This window comes from Mesorhizobium zhangyense (assembly GCF_011045115.1).
Classification (GTDB): domain Bacteria; phylum Pseudomonadota; class Alphaproteobacteria; order Rhizobiales; family Rhizobiaceae; genus Mesorhizobium_M; species Mesorhizobium_M zhangyense.
Genome location: NZ_JAAKZG010000001.1, coordinates 272,751 through 289,887 on the forward strand (window position 1 = coordinate 272,751; position 17,137 = coordinate 289,887).

Consider the following 17,137-nt stretch of genomic DNA (forward strand, 5'->3'; position numbering starts at 1 on the left):
GATCAGGCAGCGTCCGTGGTCTTTGAATTCGTGCCGTCGAGGCGGCCGATAGCCTTCAAATGATGCTCGAGCGCCATGCGGTCGATCGAGGCGTGCGGCAGACTGAGAAAGGCCATGATCCGGTTCTTCATGAAGCGGGCAGCGGTGCTGAAGGCGCGCTCCTTCTCGATATCGGTGCCATCGACATTGGAAGGATCCTCGATGCCCCAATGCGCGGTCATCGGTTGGCCCGGCCAGACCGGACAGGCTTCGCCGGCGGCGTCGTCGCAGACGGTGAAGACGAAATCCATTTCGGGTGCGCCAGCCGCCGCGAACTCGTCCCAGGCTTTCGAACGAAACCCGTCAGTGGGATAGTCGAGCGCTTCCAGAACTTTTAGCGCAAAGGGATTCACGGTGCCTTTCGGCTGGCTGCCTACCGAGAAGGCGTTGAAACGGCCGGCGCCTTCATTGCGCAGGATGCTTTCGGCGAGGATCGAACGGGCCGAGTTACCAGTGCAGAGAAATAGAACATTGTAGATGCGGTCGGTCATTGGACCGTCTCCTTGGTGCTGGCATGGAGGAGGGCTGCTTGGTTCGAAACCGGGCGGGTCAGGAATGCGGCTGTTGACGGACAAAGTGAGGATGCCTGCCGCGTTGAGAGTATTTCTAGCGGAACTTCATCGCGGCGGATTTGCTTGAATCCGATTGCCGCGAAGAAGTCAGCGGCGGATGTTGTCAGCAGATAGGCGTCTTTCGCGCCAAGCGAGGCAGCATGCTCCAGCAAGCTCTCGGTGATGAGATGGCCGATCCCCTGACCTCGAAATTGCGGGAAAACAACGATTGAACGGAATAGCACATGCTCTCCAAGCGCTTCTAACCCGCCAAATCCTGCAGGCGTACCATTCTGCGTGAAGCGGAAGAATAGGCGACCGCTTTCGGACAGATCGTCGATCGGCAATTGCTCTGCCTCGAGTGCGGCAACGAAATCCTGAGCGTCAGGCGCGATCGGTTCGACATTGACGCTCATTGCACCGTATCCGCGGGTTCGCAGCAGGACGGAACGAGGGCAGGAGCGCAAATGGCAGGGTTGCCAGCGCAGCAATCTTCCATGAGGAAACGGATCAGGCCGCTCAGAGCTTGATACTCGGCAGTGTAGACGATTGATCGGGCCTCACGCCGGGCCGCGACCAGCCCGCCACGCTCCAGTTCCTTCAGATGAAACGATACGTTCGAGGCTGAGACACCGGCGGCCTCGGCGATGTTGCCGGCAGCCATGCCTTCGGGGCCTGCCTTCACCAGAAGACGGATGATCCTAAGGCGGGTTTCCTGGGACATCGCTCCGAATGCGATGATGGCTTGACGTTCATCCATATTTCAATAATCCTAAAAATATCAAAATTAGGATTAACGCAGATGCTTACCCCTGACAACCGTGAATTTGAGCAGCTTGTAAAAATCATCGCTGATGATATCGGTATCGGTGACCTTCTCGACTTCCTCGGGGATCACAAGGATATGCCACTGGTGTTCAGCTATGACGGGAGGCCGGTGAAACCCGGCTATCACGTCACCGAGGTCAAGGCCGGAGCGTTTTCCGCACTGGACTGCGGTGCCAATCCGGAATCCTGGACCGAAATTTTCATTCAGCTGTGGGATGTTGAAGAGGGCGAACGGACCCACATGCCGTCGGGAAAGTTCACTGCGATCATCCGCAAGGTGACGGAACACCTATCACTCGACATGAGCGCAAAACTGACCTTTGAGGTCAGCGACGGCATTGCTCCCATGCAGCTTCATCAGGCATCCATGCCGGCCGTGGTCAATGGCGAGGTTCACGTCGAACTCTCACCCCGTCCGGCGAGCTGCAAGCCGCGTGATCGATGGCTGGCTGAACAGGCGAGGTCGTTGGCATCTTGCTGTGGGTCGCCAAAATCTGACGAAAAGCCGTGCTGCCGCTAAACTGCGGTTGCCCGGCGACGGATCTGAAAGATCCTTAGATATAAACCCCATCTTCCAAGCGTTCGAGATATGGCTCGACGAGGGTAGCACCGAACGGTGTGGCAACCAGATCGATCGAGCTGCGGCCGTTCAGTCCTGCGGCGGGATGCAGTATCCAAAGCTCGGCAATGGTTTGTGATCCGAAAACGGCGGCCACTTTTGCCAATATTATCGCGAACGTCCAAGTTTGGCTCCTTGGCCTTCGTGAGATTTCTCGAACAAAGGTCCGCCATTCGGCGGACCTTTGGGTATTTTGAGGCGACTTTTGGGTATTTGTTACCAAACTATGCGTTTAGCGACAGCAGCAGCTGCTGCTGCCGTTTCATCATCACGAACACCCGCTCGTAGCCCCACAAGTATCGCACTTCTCACAAGTGCCGTTCCTTACCATCGTAAAGTTCTGGCATTCCGAGCAGGAGTTGCCGGTGTAGCCTTGCAGCATCGACTTCATGCGGCGGTCTGCGGCTTTGGCCTTGGCGTCCGTCACTTCGTTTGCGGCTGCTTCGGTGAAGAGGGCAGCAGCCGGTGAGGTGTCCTCGACTGCGGCTTCCTCGGCCAGTTCCTTGGCGCGCTCCTCATAGTCGCGCTTGAAGGCGGTCGCCTCTTCGCGCAGTTCCGCCATGACGGGCTTGAGCGCCGTTACCGTTGCGCTGCTGGTTGCGAGCGCCCGCACGTTCGAGCCGGAATAGGCGGTCGGGGCGACCTTGGCCGGCTGGCTGGCGGGGGTGCCGGCAAAGCCCTTCGGGTCGGCCGAGCCGATGCCGGAGACGACCTTCAGCGGTGCGCCGCGGGTCAGGCCCTTGGAGACTGCCTGCGCGCGGCCTTCCGAAATGCCACGCCCGAGCGAGGTGTTGGAAAAGTCCGACGTGTCGACATGGGCGAGGTCGCCGCGGTCGAGATAGGAGACGGCCAGTTCGCGGAACACATAGTCGAGGATCGACGTTGCGTTCTTGATCGCGTCGTTGCCGACGACCATGCCGGCCGGCTCGAACTTGGTGAAGGTGAAGGCCTCGACATATTCGTCCAGCGGAACGCCATATTGCAGGCCGAGCGAAATCGCGATGGCGAAGTTGTTCATCATGGCGCGGAAGGCAGCGCCTTCCTTGTGCATGTCGATGAAGATCTCGCCGAGGCGGCCATCGTCGAATTCGCCGGTGCGCAGATAGACCTTGTGGCCGCCGACGACTGCCTTCTGGGTGTAGCCCTTGCGGCGGTTCGGCAGCTTTTCGCGGTCGCGGTAGAGGCGCTCGACCACGCGCTCGACGATCTTTTCGGTGATCGTCACGGCCTGTGCTGCTGCGGGAGCGGCGAGCAGGGCCTCGATGACGTCGTCTTCATCCTCTTCATCGTCGGCGAGCAGCGAGGCGTTGAGCGGCTGGGAGAGCTTGGAGCCGTCGCGGTAGAGCGCGTTGGCCTTGAGCGCCAGCTTCCAGGACAGCATGTAGGCTTCCTTGCAGTCCTCGACAGTCGCCTCGTTGGGCATGTTGATGGTCTTCGAGATCGCACCCGAGATGAAGGGCTGGGCAGCCGCCATCATGCGGATGTGGCTCTCGACCGAGAGATAGCGCTTGCCGATCTTGCCGCAGGGGTTGGCGCAGTCGAACACCGGCAGGTGCTCGTCCTTGAGGAAGGGGGCGCCTTCCAGCGTCATCGCACCACAGATGTGGATGTTGGCAGCCTCGATCTCCTTCTTGGAGAAGCCGAGGGCAGGCAGGATCTCGAACGAGAAATCGTTGAGCTGTTCGTCGGTGAAGCCGAAGGTCTCCTTCACCCAGTCGGCGCCAAGCGTCCACTGGTTGAACACGAACTTGATGTCGAAAGCCTGCTTGAGAGCGGCGTTCAGTGCTGCGATCTTGTCGTCGGGGAAGCCCTTGGCGCGCAGTGAGCCGGGGTTGACGCCGGGCGCCTGGTTGAGATTGCCGTGGCCGACGGCATAGGCCTCGATCTCGGCGATCTGGCTCTCGGTGTAGCCAAGTGTGCGCAGAGCTTCCGGAACGGCGCGGTTGATGATCTTGAAATAGCCGCCGCCGGCGAGCTTCTTGAACTTCACCAAGGCAAAGTCGGGCTCGATGCCGGTGGTGTCGCAATCCATGACGAGGCCGATCGTGCCGGTCGGCGCGATAACGGTCGCCTGGGCGTTGCGGTAGCCATGCTCTTCGCCGAGCTCGATGGCGCGATCCCAGGCAGCACGGGCATGCGTCACCAGTTCCTGCTGCTTGAGGTCGGAAGCGACCAGCGGCACCGGATTGACGGCAAGCTTCTCATAGCCGTCCTTGTCGCCATAGGCGGCACGGCGATGGTTGCGCATGACGCGCAGCATGTTGGCGGCATTGCGGTCGTAATCGGCGAAGGCGCCGAGTTCGGAGGCCATCTCGGCCGAGGTGGCGTAGGCGACGCCGGTCATGATGGCGGTGAGGGCGGCGCCGATGGCGCGGCCTTCATCCGAGTCATAAGGAATGCCGGAGGTCATCAGCAGACCGCCGATATTGGCGTAGCCGAGGCCCAGCGTGCGGTATTCGTAGGAAAGCTTGGCGATCTCCTTGGACGGGAACTGCGCCATCATCACCGAGATTTCGAGCACCATGGTCCACAGGCGCACGGTGTGCTCATAGGCGGCAATGTCGATCGTGCCGATTTCTTCCGGCCGTGAGCCTGGTTCCCGGCCAGTGTTGCGGTAGGGCAGGAGGTTGATGGAGGCGAGGTTGCAGGCCGTGTCGTCGAGGAACATGTATTCCGAGCACGGGTTGGAGCCGCGGATCGGGCCGGCCGCCGGCGAGGTGTGCCAGTCGTTCATCGTCGTGTTGAAATGCAGGCCCGGATCGGCGGAGGCCCATGCGGCGTGGCCGATCTTTTCCCACAGGTCGCGCGCCTTCAGCGTCTTCATGACGCGGCCGTCCTTGCGGGCGGTCAGGTTCCAGTCGCCGTCGGTCTCGACAGCGCGCAGGAAGTCATCCTTCAGCGAGACAGAGTTGTTGGAGTTCTGGCCCGAAACGGTGAGGTAGGCTTCCGAATCCCAGTCGGTGTCGTAGGTCTTGAAGTCGATGGACTTGTAGCCCTGCTTGGCGAACTGGATGACACGTTTGACGTAGTTTTCCGGAACGGAATTCTTCTTGGCCGCCTTGATCTCGCGCTTGAGCGCCGGGTTCTTCAGCGGGTCGAAGCAGTCGCCATTGTCGGCCTCGCAGTTGATGCATGCCTTCATGATGGCAGAGAGGTGGTTGCGGACGATCTTGGAGCCGGTGACGAGCGAGGCGACCTTCTGCTCCTCGTTCACCTTCCAGTCGATATAGGCCTCGATATCGGGGTGATCGGCATCGACCACCACCATCTTGGCGGCGCGGCGCGTGGTGCCGCCCGACTTGATCGCGCCGGCGGCGCGGTCGCCGATCTTGAGGAAGCTCATCAGGCCGGACGACTTGCCGCCGCCGGAAAGCTTTTCGCCTTCACCGCGCAGCATGGAGAAGTTGGAGCCGGTGCCGGAGCCGTATTTGAACAGGCGCGCTTCGCGCACCCACAGGTCCATGATGCCGCCTTCGTTGACGAGGTCGTCGGCGACGGACTGGATGAAGCAGGCATGCGGCTGCGGGTGTTCATAGGCCGACTTGGACTTGGTCAGCTTGCCGGTGAAGGGGTCGACATAGAAATGGCCCTGGCCGGGGCCGTCGATGCCATAGGCCCAATGCAGGCCGGTGTTGAACCACTGCGGCGAGTTCGGCGCGACGCGCTGGGTGGCCAGCATGTAGGAGAGCTCGTCCTTGAAGGCGCGGGCGTCGTCTTCGGACTTGAAGTAGCCGCCCTTCCAGCCCCAGTAGGTCCAGGTGCCGGCGAGGCGGTCGAAGACCTGGCGGGCATCGATCTCGGAACCGTAGCGTTCGTCTGCGGGCAGGGCGGCGAGTGCGGCCTCATCAGGCACCGAGCGCCACAGGAAGGAGGGGACGTCGTTTTCCTCGACCTTCTTCAGCCGGGCGGGCACGCCGGCCTTGCGGAAATACTTCTGGGCGAGGATGTCGGCGGCGACCTGGGAGAACTGCGCCGGCACGTCGATGTTGTCGAGGCGGAAGACCACCGAACCGTCAGGGTTCTTGATCTCGCTCAGCGCCTTGCGGAATTCGATCTCCGCGTAAGCCGATTGTCCGTCCTTGGTGAAACGCCGCTCGATGCGCATTTGTCCGTCCTCAGTCCCTATATATAGCACCTATCCACAGGAAACCCTCGCAGTTTCCGCATGAAGGCGCATGCCCTTTCAATGTCCGGCTTTCACGGAGAAAACCGGTGTCCCCGGCCTTCGTTCCCGCCAGGACCGCCGCTATGCCAAATCCCCTGGCCGGCAGTCCTCTTTCGGCGAGACCGGAAGGCCTCAATCCAACGCTTGGCTGTGATTCCCCTTGTTGAGGGAAGGTCACACTACCTAGTGTTGGAGCCTGGTATCAAACACTAAATATAGTGTTAACAAGATATTTATTCCAGTGTCACACAGGCATGCTACGCGACAAAAATTCCCGTCAGAACGCGTGCGAAAGCCCACCGTCGAAACGGGGCAAATCCGCCAGAACGCATGCTAGTCCGGGAAAAAAGACTGGTTCAGTGAACCCGCCGGCTGCACTCTAAACAAGAGCACATGATCCATAAAAGACGACTCGGATTTCATCGTCAAGGATTCGTTTCTGTAACTTTTATGACCCCAACATCTTGTGTGTCACTTATGTGGATAGTGGGGAGAAGAAATGCCGCAAACGCGCGGCGGCGCGGTTTTGCGGGAACCGCTCGAAAAAAACATCTTGCTATTGGTTGATGCTTGGCGGCTGCACCCGATTGCGCGCCAGGGTGGCCGAATCACAGAAGCCGCGAGCGTATCGCGCCTTCAGGAAACGGCGCCGAGCAGGGCGAATATCGATGCTGCCAGCAGGGCCGAAGCCGGCACGGTCGTCGCCCACGCCATGACGATGGTCCTGACATGGGCGCGGCGCACCAGGCGGCGGCGGGTGATCTCCTCGCTCGACGGTCCCTTGCGTGGATCGTCGTCGTCCTCGTCATCCTCAGCCGATTCGTTTTTCGATCCCGCCTTGCCGGGAGTCTTCAATTGCCTGCGCCGCTCGAGATAAGCGCGGCGATGCGTCGAGTTTTCGATGTACCATTCGCGGAAGAAGCCGACGCCGAAGACGGCGCCCACGGCAATATGCGTCGAGGAGACCGGCAGGCCGAACCACGAGGCGACGATGACGATGATCGCCACGGCAAGTGCTACCGAGAAGGCGCGCATCGGGTTGAGCTTGGTAATCTCGCCGCCGACGATGCGGATCAGTTTTGGTCCATAGAGCAGCAGGCCGAAGGAAATGCCGAGCGCGCCGATGAGCATGACCCAGAAGGGAATGTTGACGACGTCTGCCACCGCGCTCTTTCTGGCTGCATCGACGATCGCTGCCAGCGGCCCGACCGCGTTGGCAACGTCGTTGGCGCCGTGAGCGAAGGACAGAAGCGCTGCGGAGCCAATCAAGGGTAGCCGGAAAAGCTTCCTGAGCGAGCGGTTGCGGTTCTCCAGGCCTTGCGATTGCGCCAGTACGGACCGGTGGGAGAGCGCCCAGGCAAGCAGAAAGCAGGCGATGCCGACCAGTGCCGTCACCCCTGCACCTGCGCCGGGAAAGAGCTTCGTCACCAGATAGGTGGCGAAAGAGCCGGCCATAAGAGCGATCAGCAGCGGAACCCAGCGCCTTGCGGCGGCGATCTTGTCGTCCTGATAGATGATCGCAGTCTTGATGAAGGCCTGGAAGATGATCGCGACTGCAGCACCCAGGACGGGGGTCACGACCCAGCTCGTCGCTATGGTGGTCATCGACAGCCAATCGACGGCCGCCAGCCCGGCGGCTGCCGCCCCGGCACCGACCACGCCGCCGACGATGGAGTGGGTGGTCGACACCGGCGCGCCGATCCAGGTGGCGAAGTTGATCCACAGCGCCGAAGAGACGAGGCCGGCAAGCATCAGGCGGATCAGCACCGCGGGATCGGAAACGACCTCGGGCTGGATGATATTGGACGAAATCGTGGCGACGACTGCGTCGCCGGCAATCAGAGCGCCCGCCGTTTCGAAGATGGCGGCGATGATCAGCGCGCTGACCATCGTCATGGCCTTGGCGCCGACGGCAGGGCCGACATTGTTGGCGACGTCGTTGGCACCGATATTCATGGCCAGATAGGCCGCGATCACAGCCGCTATGATGATGATAACCGCTCGCGGCTCGCCAAAGACGTAGAGCGAAGCCGCTGCCGCCGCCAGCATCAGAAAGACCAGCGCCAGGCCGGGCGCAAGAAATCCACGCGCGACGAAGCCGGTTGCCTCCTCGATATCGGCCAACCGGCCCAGATCCTTGTCGAGCGTATGTTTGGAGCGCGCGCCGTCGCTCATGGTCGGCGAAGCCGCGGCCAGGGCAGGCCGGAGACCCGAGCCGTCGGCGCATATCTGGCGGAGTGTGGGCCTGCTGCGTGGTTCATCGTCTGGAAGTTAGCGAAATCAGGCAGCGGTTTTGTGTCGGCTCTCGCCGAAGTGCCTGATGAGCTCGCCAAGATCCTGCTCCCGCACCAGCCTTGCTGCCTTGGAAACGGGAAACCACTCGCGCTTGCGCTCGTCTTTCTCGGGCCATTTGGAGGCGACGTCGTCGACATGCATCGGAAATACGAGCACTTCGCAGCGCCGTTCCATGCCGGACGACAGGCGCTTGGCGTAATAGTAACGGCCAAGTTCGAGATGGGACATGGAGCCGGAAAGGCCTGCTTCTTCGGCTGCTTCACGCGCAGCAGACTCATAAAGCTGCTCGCTGCCTTCCGGCCAGCCCTTGGGCAGAACCCAGCGGCCGGTGTCGCGGCTGGTGATCAGCATGATCTCGGTTCGACCGGCGCGTTCGCGCCACGGCAATGCGGCAACCTGCACACGGCACGGCATCGCTCCAAAGAGGCGCCTGATCCGCTCAACCATATGGTTGCGTGTGACGTGGTTCATAAGCATCGACGTTGGTCTTTCCCGGTTCTCCGATTCGTTTGCCGTCTCACGAATATTAGAGTTAATTATGCGTAATAATAGTAAAAATTCGACTAACCCCCGACCGAAATCAGGTGAAGCAGTGATGCAGGACCTAGGTGGAGATCAGTCGAAAGTTGCAACTTGATATAGGTAGAGACCCGCTCGATTGCCACCTTGCGGGCGCCATCCGGTGGCGCAGGTGCGCAATCAGCCCGCGTGATCGTCGGAAATCGGCTTCTGGTAGGTGAAGCCCATGTCCCAGGGGAAGTAGATCCATGTGTCCTGCGACACCTCGGTGACGAAGGTGTCGACCAGCGGCCGGCCCTTGGGCTTGGCGTACACAGTAGCGAAATGCGCCTTCGGCATCATCGCCCGCACGATCGCAGCCGTCTTCCCGGTGTCGGTGAGGTCGTCGACGATGAGCACGCCTTCGCCGTCATTTTCGAGCAGGGAAGGGGTGATTTCCTTCAGGACCTGCAACTGACCTTGTGACGTGTAATCGTGGTAGGAGGCGACGCAGACGGTCTCGATCATGCGGATGCCGAGTTCGCGCGAGATGATGGCAGCTGGAACCAGCCCGCCGCGCGTAATGCAGACGATGGCCTTCCACTGTCCGTTGACGCCGGCAAGCCGCCAGGCCAGCGCACGGGCGTCACGATGGAACTGGTCCCAGGCAACGGGAAAGGCTTTTTCGGGAAGGGACATTGCGCGGCACTCCGATGGCGCGTCGCAACGCGCGAAAACTCAGGGAATGCGGGCGCAATTAGCCGGAAAGACCGGCGTTTGGCAAGCCTCTCGCAGTGACTAGCCCTATTGATTTTCGCATCCGGCGCCAGACGCGATTGTATGCCGGTCAAAGTTATGGTCATTGCGGGCGGCACGAAAAATCTGCGCAAGAATGAAGGGCTCACATGCTGAAGATCTGGGGTCGTGGAAACTCCACCAATGTCAAGAAGGTCCTGTGGTGTGCCGGGGAACTCGGCTTGCCTTTCGAGCATGTCAATGCCGGTGGCGCATTCGGCGTCGTCAATGATTCCGAATATCGCGCGATGAACCCCAACGGGCTCGTTCCCTGCATAAAGGACGGAGACTTCGTGCTGTGGGAATCGAATGCGATCGTTCGCTATCTGGCTGCAAAGTATAGTAATGGCACGTTTTTTCCGACGGACCCAACCGTTCGCGCCGATGCCGACAAGTGGATGGATTGGGCGACGTCGTCCATCGCTGCTCCTTTCCGCGATGTGTTCTGGAATGTCGTGCGCCTGCCCGCTGACCAGCGCAACGATGCGGCGTTCAGGAAAGGTTTAGAGGATTGCACGCGGCTGCTGTCGATCGCCGACAAGGCCCTTGCCGGGCAGCCGTTTCTTTCAGGCGCTCAATTCGGCATGGGCGACATACCGCTGGGATGCTTTGCTTATTCCTGGTTTGGTATGCCGATCGAAAGGCCAGCCTTGCCCTACCTGAAGGCCTGGTATGACCGGCTCGCCGCGCGGCCGGCCTATCAGACGGCGGTGATGATACCGCTGACCTGAGGTCCAATTCTCCTGCGCTGCGACCGCGGTGCCTTATCGCGACATGAATGTCGCCACCGGCATCGACTGCAGCACCGTTCGGGTGACGCCGCCGAAAAGCAATTGCCGCAGCCAGGAATGGCTGTAGGCGCCGAGCACCAGAAGGTCGGCGCCCGTCGCGGCGACACGTTCCTGAAGGATATCGTCGACAGAGCGGCGTTTCGATTCCTCGGAGGCGACCGTCACATTTGCGCCGTGGCGGGCAAGGGCTGCCGCGATTTCGGCGCCGGAGGCGTCGGCGTCTTCCTCCGCATCTTCAGGCGGATCGATGACGAAGACTTCCGTGTGCTTGGCTTCCAGGATCAGCGGAAGTGCATCGAAGGCAGCGCGTGCGGCCTCGCGGCTGCCGTTCCAGGCGATGATGATGCGGCCATAGTTGCTCTGGGCCGGTCCGTCATGCGGAACGACCAGCACCGGGCGCCCGGACTCGTAGAGAAGTGCGTCGACATCGGCGGTGGCGGTCGAATCCGCGTGCGGGTCGCGCTGGGCGGCGATGACGAGATCGGCGCAGCGCGCGCTGGAAATGCCGCAATGGGCGCTGTCGCCGGAAAAGCTCTCAAGGCTGCGCCACTCGAAGGACTGGCCGGATTCGGTCACGCGGCTTCGAAACAGCGCTTCGAGCAGGTCGGCGCGTTCCTTGTTGACCTCGGCAGTCGCCTGCAGAAACTCGGTGTCGGGAAAGCCGACCGCCGACGTGTAGGCGACCGGCAGCGCTTCGGCATGCACGCCGATCACATGGCTCTCGAAGCGGGCGGCAAAGGGGATCGCGCAGTCAAGGACGCGCTCGGCGTCGTCCTTGCTCTGGATAATGGCAACGATCGTCTTGAACGGCATGGAAGCCTCCTTGATGCGACGTATGAACATCCCAGAAGGAAACTCTATCACGGCCTTCGCGGTTCCGCACGGCGAGCAATATTGGCGCGCAAGCGCGTTGACATTCAGGTGATCGGGCCCGCGCAGCGCGTTGGCGCTCAGGCAGGCCTGGCGGCTTTTGCAGCTTCGGCGAGGCCGGCAACCATCGAGGCGACTTCGGCCCGCGCTGCCTCCAGCGCTTTGGGCGAGCGGGCACGGACGACGAGATCGGTGCGGAAGGTGCCATCGAGATATTTCGGGTAGGAGCCGATGATCGTGTCGGGATGGCGCTTCTGGATTTCTCCAAGGGGACCGCCGATCGTGCCTTCGCCGAAGGGGCACTCGATGGTGACTGAAATGAGCTTCGTGCCGGTCTTCAGCGTCGGCACGACATTGTCGAGCATGGCCTGGAAAATGGATGGCACGCCGGCCATGACATGGACATTGCCGATGCGGAAACCTGGCGCCAGCGAAACCGGATTGGCTATATGGTCAGCGCCGCGCGGCATGCGCGCCATGCGCTTTCGCGCTTCGGTGAATTCCATGCTGCGGCTGGCGTAGTTGGCCTCCATCATCGCATAGGCCTTGGGATCATATTCGCAGGGGACACCGAAGGCTTTCGAGATGGAATCGGCGGTGATGTCGTCATGCGTCGGGCCGATGCCGCCGGTGGTGAAGACGTAGGTGTATTTTGCCCTGAGCGCGTTCACGGCTGCAACGATCTCGTCTTCCTCGTCGGGGACGATGCGCACTTCCTTCAGGTCGATGCCGATCGCCGTCATGATGTCGGCGAGGTGGCCGATATTCTTGTCCTTGGTCCGGCCCGAAAGGATTTCGTCGCCGATGACGATCATGGCGGCAGTGACGATATCGGTCATGGGAGACTCCGGAAGAAATGACTTTGGTGAGATAGCCCGGCAAGGCACTTCGGGCAATGGTGCTCAGATTGTGAACGATCTGTCGGCAACTTAGGCGTTTCCACTGAACGATGCTGGCCCTAAATGTTTTCTGCACGGCGACCCAAGCGTCGCTTCATAGCGATTTCACCTGCAAGGAGACATGAGAATGGCGAAGGTATTGGTGCTTTATTATTCGAGCTGGGGTCACACCGAGCAAATGGCGAAGTCCGCCGCGGAAGGCGCCCGCGAGGCCGGCGCCGAAGTGACGATCAAGCGCGTTCCCGAACTGGTGCCGGAAGCAGTGGCAAAGGCGGCCTATTACAAGCTCGACCAGGAAGCGCCGATCGCCGAGCCGCTCGAACTGGAAAATTACGACGCCATCATCATCGCGACCTCGACCCGTTACGGCATGATGGCCTCGCAGATGAAGAATTTCCTCGACCAGACCGGTCCGCTCTGGGCCAAGGGCGCACTGGTCAACAAGGTCGGCTCGGCCATGGTTTCGACCGCCACCCAGCATGGTGGAGCTGAGCTGGCTCTGATCTCGACCCAGTGGCAGATGCAGCACCACGGCATGATCATCGTGCCGCTGTCCTATGCCTATCAGGGCCAGATGGGCAACGATGTCGTGCGCGGCGGCGCGCCTTACGGCATGACCACCACCTCGGACAGCGACGGTTCGCGCCAGCCTTCGGCACAGGAACTGGAAGGCGCGAAGTTCCAGGGCAAGCGGGTGGCTGAGATTGCCACGAAGCTCCACGGTTGATTTTTCTCAACAGTTGAAATGATTTGCGGGCGGTTCCTCACGGAGCCGCCCGTTTTTCGTTTGCGGGCTTCAATGGAACGGCGATGCCTTGTTGTGGCTTGAAAGACGGATAGACTTGAGCCCGACATTCTCGGTTCGGGGCTTTCATGACGCTTTCCACGATTCTGCTGTGGTTTCTCGCGGCACTGTTTCTGGCCGCCATCTTCGTGGCCGGCTATTTTGTCCTCGTTACCCGAAGGATCGCTGCCGAAGCGGAGCGCAGAGTGCCGCCTGCCGGCAAATTCATCGATGTCGATGGAAATCGCATCCACTACGTCGATGAAGGCGAGGGGCGGCCGATCGTCTTCGTCCATGGCCTTGGCGCGCAGCTTCTCCAGTTCCGCCATCCGCTGTTCGACAGGCTCGACGGTTTTCGGCTGATCGCACTCGACCGGCCGGGTTCCGGCTATTCGTCACGAGCCGCAGGTGCGACAGGACGCCTGACCGAGCAGGCGCTGATGCTCCGGCATTTCATCGAAAAGCTCGGGCTGGAAAAGCCGCTGATCGTCGGTCACTCGCTCGGCGGGGCGATCACGCTCGCGCTGGCGCTCGATCATCCCGATACGATCTCGGGCATCGCGCTGATGTCGCCGCTGACCCATCTGTCGGAGGCTCCGCCCGAATTCCAGGGCCTGCTCATCAGATCGCCGCTGAAGCGCTGGCTGCTCGCCAACACGGTGGCCGTGCCGATGGCGATGAAATATGCGCAGCAGACGCTGAACCTTATCTTCGGGCCGCAAGCCGTTCCTGGTGATTACATCGTCAAGGGCGGCGGCATGTTGGGCCTACGGCCGAGCCACATCTATGCAACGTCGACGGACTTCGTGGTGATCGAACAGGATCTCGGACGGCTGCAAGCCCGATATGGCGAGATAAGGCTGCCCGCCGGCCTGCTTTTCGGGACCGGCGACCGGGTTCTGGATTACAGGATTCAGGGGCTGCCGATGCAAGGCAAAATCCCCGGTCTCGAAATCGAGCTTCTAGATGGCATCGGCCATATGCCGCAATTCACCGCCACGACCGAAGCCGTGGCGTTCATTCGCAAGATGGCGGACAGGGCGTTCGCGAGCTGACGTTTACTCGGCAGCCTGCGTCCAGTGCCGCATGAAGGGCTCGCCGCGAGCAAGCTGCGGGGCGGGATGGAATTCATGCCCGAGCGTGGCTGCAGCCCGCCATGGCCAGCGCGGATCGGCAATCAGCGCGCGTGCCACCGCCACCATATCGGCCTTGTCCTCGGTGATGATCGCCTCCGCCTGCCGGGGCATGTCGATCAGGCCGACGGCGCGGGTCGGAATGCCGGCGCCATCGCGGATGGCGGTTGCCAGATGGACCTGATAGCCGGGACCGGTCGGGATTTTCTGCAGCGGTGAGTTGCCGCCGCTGGAGCAGCAGATATAGGCCGCACCGGCAGCCTTGTAGGCCTTGGCGACCTCGATGGCGTCGGGCACGTCGAAGCCGCCCTCGACCCAGTCGGTTACCGACATGCGCGCGCCGACCATCAGGCCGGGTGCTGCCGCAACCACCGCTTTCACGACCTCGACAGGGAAACGCATGCGGTTTTCCGGCGAGCCGCCCCATTTGTCGGTGCGCTTGTTGGACAGCGGCGACAGGAATTGATGCAGCAGATAGCCATGGGCGGAATGGAGTTCGATGAAGTCGAAGCCGGCGCGCGCGGTGCGCTTTGCCGCCTCGGCGAAAGCCGAGATGATGCGCTCGATGCCCGCCTCGTCGAGCGCCTCGGGCACTTGCCAGCCTTTGTCGAAGGCGATCGCGGAAGCTGAGACGATCGGCCAGGGGTCTTCGTCGGGACCGAGTGCGGTGCCGCCATCCCAGGGCAGGCGGTTCGACGCCTTGCGGCCGGCATGGGCCAGCTGGACGCCGAATTTGGTGCCGGGCGTGGCGACGCGGCGGGCCGCATCCAGCGTGCGCCGGGCAGCCGCTTCATTGTGGTCGGAATAGAGACCGAGACAGCCATGGGTGATGCGGCCGCGCCGCTCGACGTCGGTCATCTCGACGGTGACCATGCCGGCGCCCGACATGGCAAGGTTCATCCAATGCTGGAGATGCCAGTCGGTGGCCGAGCCGTCGTCGGCGGAATACTGGCACATCGGTGCGACCGCAATGCGGTTGGGGAATTCGAGATTGCCGAGCGTGATGGGGGAAAACAGATGCTTGGTCATGAAAACTCCAGCGTGGGTGTCGTCGTCATGTAGGAGAAGGGCTCGGCCCGCGCCATACACGAGAGGGTGAAGCGGTTCGCCGCACAAGCTGGATGTTCGAGCCGGCGAAGGCAAGGGCTGCTGTACCAACAAAGGCGCGTTGCGGAGGTCGAGATTTGCGGGTAGTGCCGATGCCCTGAATCAGGAGTTCCATCATGGAAGATCGCATCCGCATCCGGTCCGAAGAAATTCTTTCGGACGATTGGGCGCTGCTCAAGAAGACGGTGTTCGACTATCAACGCCGTGATGGCGGCTGGGAAACGCAGATTCGCCAGACCTATGATCGCGGCGACGGAGCGGTGATCCTGCCTTTCGACCCGGAGCGCGGAACCGTGCTTCTGGTGCAGCAGTTCCGGTTTCCGGCCTATGTTACCGGCCACAAGGAGCCGCTGATCGAGGCGTGCGCCGGTCTGCTCGACGCCGACGATCCGGAAACCTGCATCCGCAAGGAGGCGGAGGAGGAACTCGGCTACCGCCTGCGCGGCGTAAAACACCTGTTCACGCCCTATATGAGCCCCGGCAGCTTGACCGAGCGGCTGTCATTCTTCGTCGCTGACTACACGCCGGCCGATCGCATATCCGAAGGCGGCGGCGCTGCCGACGAGGGCGAGGATATCGAGGTGCTGGAGATGACGCTCGATGACGCGGTTGCTGCCATTACCGACGGCCGCATCATTGATGCCAAGACGATCATCCTGCTTCAGCATTTGAAGCTGACGAGGGGATGATATTCGGGTGCGGCCGCCGTTATTTGAATCTCGACACACCACAATGCGGGCTTGCAATCTTGTCCCGCTCCGTTACCAGTGACCGCGAAGCGGACGTGGCGAAATTGGTATACGCAACAGACTTAAAATCTGTCGACCTCTGGTCTTGCGGGTTCAAGTCCCGCCGTCCGCACCATCTCCCGACAATCAAGCCCTACTTGGCATCGATGAAATCGAGCACGGATTTCGTATAGCCTGCAGGGTCCTGCAGCATGGCGAAATGGCTGGCATTGGGCAGGATGATCAGCTTTGCGCCGGGAATGACGGAGGCCATGTATTCGGTGTGCTCGCGCTTGATCGCCTCGTCATGGTCACCGGCGACGATTGCCGTCGGAATGGTGATCTTTTCCAGTTGCTCCTTGGTCCAGGACGGCTGGCTTTCCCACATATGGCTGATCTGGCCGACAAAGGCGTCATACTGGTCGGGCGTCCGGGACAAGCGTTTGTAGTCCTCGCCTGAGCGCTCGATATAGGCGGCAAAAGTCTTGTTGGTCAGCACGCCGGGGTCGACGCCGTCGGTGGTGACGTTGGCGGCCTGGGCATAGAGTTTTGTCAGCCGCTCGGGATGGTTCATGGCGATGTCGAGGCCGATGATGCCGCCGTCGCTCCAGCCGACGAGTGCCGTCTTCTGGATTTTCAGCTGGTCGAGCAGGGCCAGATAGTCGGACGCCATCAGGTCGTAGCCGAAGGGCTGGTCGTTGCGGGTCGAGCGGCCATGGCCGCGGCTGTCGGCGACGATCACCTTATGGGTCTTGGAGAGTTCCGCGACCTGGCTCGACCATATATCGGCATGGCCAAGCCCGCCATGGATCAGCAGCACCGGCTCGCCCTGGCCATAGATGGCATAATACATCTCGATGCCGTTGACCTTGGCGTAGCCGCTTTCGTTGGCGGGCGGCATTGGCGCGGGCTGGGGCAGTGTCTGCCAGCGCTCCTCTGTTAGGGATGCGCCGGTGCCTGCGAGCGATAAAACCGCAAAGACCAGTGCAATCCAAAGGGCGCGCATATTCGTCTCCACTTGCTGCGAGTGGCGCT

17 protein-coding genes and 1 tRNA gene are annotated in these 17,137 nt (G+C 61.3%); 6 read left to right on the plus strand and 12 right to left on the minus strand.

Going from position 1 to position 17,137, the window contains the following annotated elements; all coding sequences use genetic code 11:
* Positions 1–2: 2 nt before the first annotated feature.
* Genes G6N74_RS01315 through G6N74_RS01325 form a run of 3 tightly spaced genes read right to left on the minus strand, consistent with a single transcriptional unit; the run spans position 3 to position 1,350 of the window.
* Positions 3–530 (minus strand): arsenate reductase ArsC, encoded by a 528-nt coding sequence (locus G6N74_RS01315; RefSeq protein ID WP_165113450.1) that lies wholly within the window; start codon positions 528–530, stop codon positions 3–5.
* Positions 527–1,006 carry an arsenic resistance N-acetyltransferase ArsN2 gene (gene arsN2, locus G6N74_RS01320; RefSeq protein ID WP_165113452.1) on the minus strand — a complete coding sequence of 160 codons (480 nt, stop codon included), beginning with the start codon at positions 1,004–1,006 and terminating at the stop codon, positions 527–529. Before arsN2 ends, G6N74_RS01315 begins: the two co-directional genes overlap by 4 nt.
* Positions 1,003–1,350: an ArsR/SmtB family transcription factor gene (locus G6N74_RS01325; protein ID WP_165113454.1), complete on the minus strand. Its 348-nt coding sequence runs from the start codon at positions 1,348–1,350 to the stop codon at positions 1,003–1,005. The genes arsN2 and G6N74_RS01325 overlap by 4 nt, the downstream gene beginning before the upstream one ends.
* 42 nt (positions 1,351–1,392) lie before the next feature.
* Here G6N74_RS01325 and G6N74_RS01330 point away from each other — a divergent pair, with 42 nt between their 5' ends.
* Complete coding sequence (locus G6N74_RS01330; protein WP_165113456.1) at positions 1,393–1,938, plus strand: DUF6428 family protein; 546 nt, start codon at positions 1,393–1,395, stop codon at positions 1,936–1,938.
* Positions 1,939–1,972: 34 nt separating this feature from the next.
* Here the strand turns inward: G6N74_RS01330 and G6N74_RS30640 are convergent, their stop codons facing one another.
* The 5 genes from G6N74_RS30640 to gpt all read right to left on the minus strand — a co-directional run bounded on the left by G6N74_RS30640 (position 1,973) and on the right by gpt (position 9,694).
* The gene (locus G6N74_RS30640; protein ID WP_312857825.1) at positions 1,973–2,134 is read right to left on the minus strand and encodes an antitoxin Xre/MbcA/ParS toxin-binding domain-containing protein; all 162 of its coding nucleotides are present in this window, start codon (positions 2,132–2,134) and stop codon (positions 1,973–1,975) included.
* A gap of 171 nt (positions 2,135–2,305) precedes the next feature.
* On the minus strand, positions 2,306–6,142 hold the full coding sequence (locus G6N74_RS01340) for a vitamin B12-dependent ribonucleotide reductase (RefSeq protein WP_165113460.1): 3,837 nt from the start codon (positions 6,140–6,142) through the stop codon (positions 2,306–2,308).
* Between the two features lie 696 nt (positions 6,143–6,838).
* The gene (locus tag G6N74_RS01345; protein ID WP_165113462.1) at positions 6,839–8,377 is read right to left on the minus strand and encodes an inorganic phosphate transporter; all 1,539 of its coding nucleotides are present in this window, start codon (positions 8,375–8,377) and stop codon (positions 6,839–6,841) included.
* Between the two features lie 105 nt (positions 8,378–8,482).
* Positions 8,483–8,974 carry an NUDIX hydrolase gene (locus G6N74_RS01350; RefSeq protein ID WP_165113464.1) on the minus strand — a complete coding sequence of 164 codons (492 nt, stop codon included), beginning with the start codon at positions 8,972–8,974 and terminating at the stop codon, positions 8,483–8,485.
* A gap of 222 nt (positions 8,975–9,196) precedes the next feature.
* Positions 9,197–9,694, minus strand: coding sequence for a xanthine phosphoribosyltransferase (gpt, locus tag G6N74_RS01355; RefSeq protein ID WP_091913432.1), 498 nt, complete (start codon positions 9,692–9,694; stop codon positions 9,197–9,199).
* Positions 9,695–9,900: 206 nt separating this feature from the next.
* Here gpt and G6N74_RS01360 point away from each other — a divergent pair, with 206 nt between their 5' ends.
* Entirely contained in the window at positions 9,901–10,521 is a 621-nt protein-coding gene (locus G6N74_RS01360) for a glutathione S-transferase family protein (RefSeq protein WP_165113466.1), read from the plus strand.
* Between the two features lie 33 nt (positions 10,522–10,554).
* Here the strand turns inward: G6N74_RS01360 and G6N74_RS01365 are convergent, their stop codons facing one another.
* Complete coding sequence (locus G6N74_RS01365) at positions 10,555–11,394, minus strand: universal stress protein (protein ID WP_165113468.1); 840 nt, start codon at positions 11,392–11,394, stop codon at positions 10,555–10,557.
* Positions 11,395–11,531: 137 nt separating this feature from the next.
* Entirely contained in the window at positions 11,532–12,290 is a 759-nt protein-coding gene (locus G6N74_RS01370) for a competence/damage-inducible protein A (protein ID WP_165113470.1), read from the minus strand.
* A 187-nt stretch (positions 12,291–12,477) separates the two neighbouring features.
* On the opposite strand from G6N74_RS01370, the gene wrbA reads away from it, so the two are divergent.
* Together wrbA and G6N74_RS01380 are read left to right on the plus strand one after the other, a co-directional pair.
* Positions 12,478–13,077 carry an NAD(P)H:quinone oxidoreductase type IV gene (wrbA, locus tag G6N74_RS01375; protein WP_165113472.1) on the plus strand — a complete coding sequence of 200 codons (600 nt, stop codon included), beginning with the start codon at positions 12,478–12,480 and terminating at the stop codon, positions 13,075–13,077.
* A gap of 146 nt (positions 13,078–13,223) precedes the next feature.
* Positions 13,224–14,189: an alpha/beta fold hydrolase gene (locus G6N74_RS01380; protein ID WP_165113475.1), complete on the plus strand. Its 966-nt coding sequence runs from the start codon at positions 13,224–13,226 to the stop codon at positions 14,187–14,189.
* 3 nt (positions 14,190–14,192) lie between these two features.
* Here the strand turns inward: G6N74_RS01380 and G6N74_RS01385 are convergent, their stop codons facing one another.
* Positions 14,193–15,296 (minus strand): NADH:flavin oxidoreductase/NADH oxidase, encoded by a 1,104-nt coding sequence (locus tag G6N74_RS01385; RefSeq protein ID WP_165113477.1) that lies wholly within the window; start codon positions 15,294–15,296, stop codon positions 14,193–14,195.
* A 194-nt stretch (positions 15,297–15,490) separates the two neighbouring features.
* On the opposite strand from G6N74_RS01385, the gene G6N74_RS01390 reads away from it, so the two are divergent.
* Complete coding sequence (locus G6N74_RS01390; RefSeq protein ID WP_165113479.1) at positions 15,491–16,063, plus strand: NUDIX domain-containing protein; 573 nt, start codon at positions 15,491–15,493, stop codon at positions 16,061–16,063.
* 89 nt (positions 16,064–16,152) lie between these two features.
* Positions 16,153–16,238 (plus strand) — tRNA-Leu (locus tag G6N74_RS01395).
* 18 nt (positions 16,239–16,256) lie between these two features.
* Here the strand turns inward: G6N74_RS01395 and G6N74_RS01400 are convergent.
* A complete protein-coding gene (locus G6N74_RS01400; RefSeq protein ID WP_165113480.1) occupies positions 16,257–17,108 on the minus strand; it encodes an alpha/beta fold hydrolase in 852 nt (283 codons plus the stop codon).
* Between the last annotated feature and the right edge of the window lie 29 nt (positions 17,109–17,137).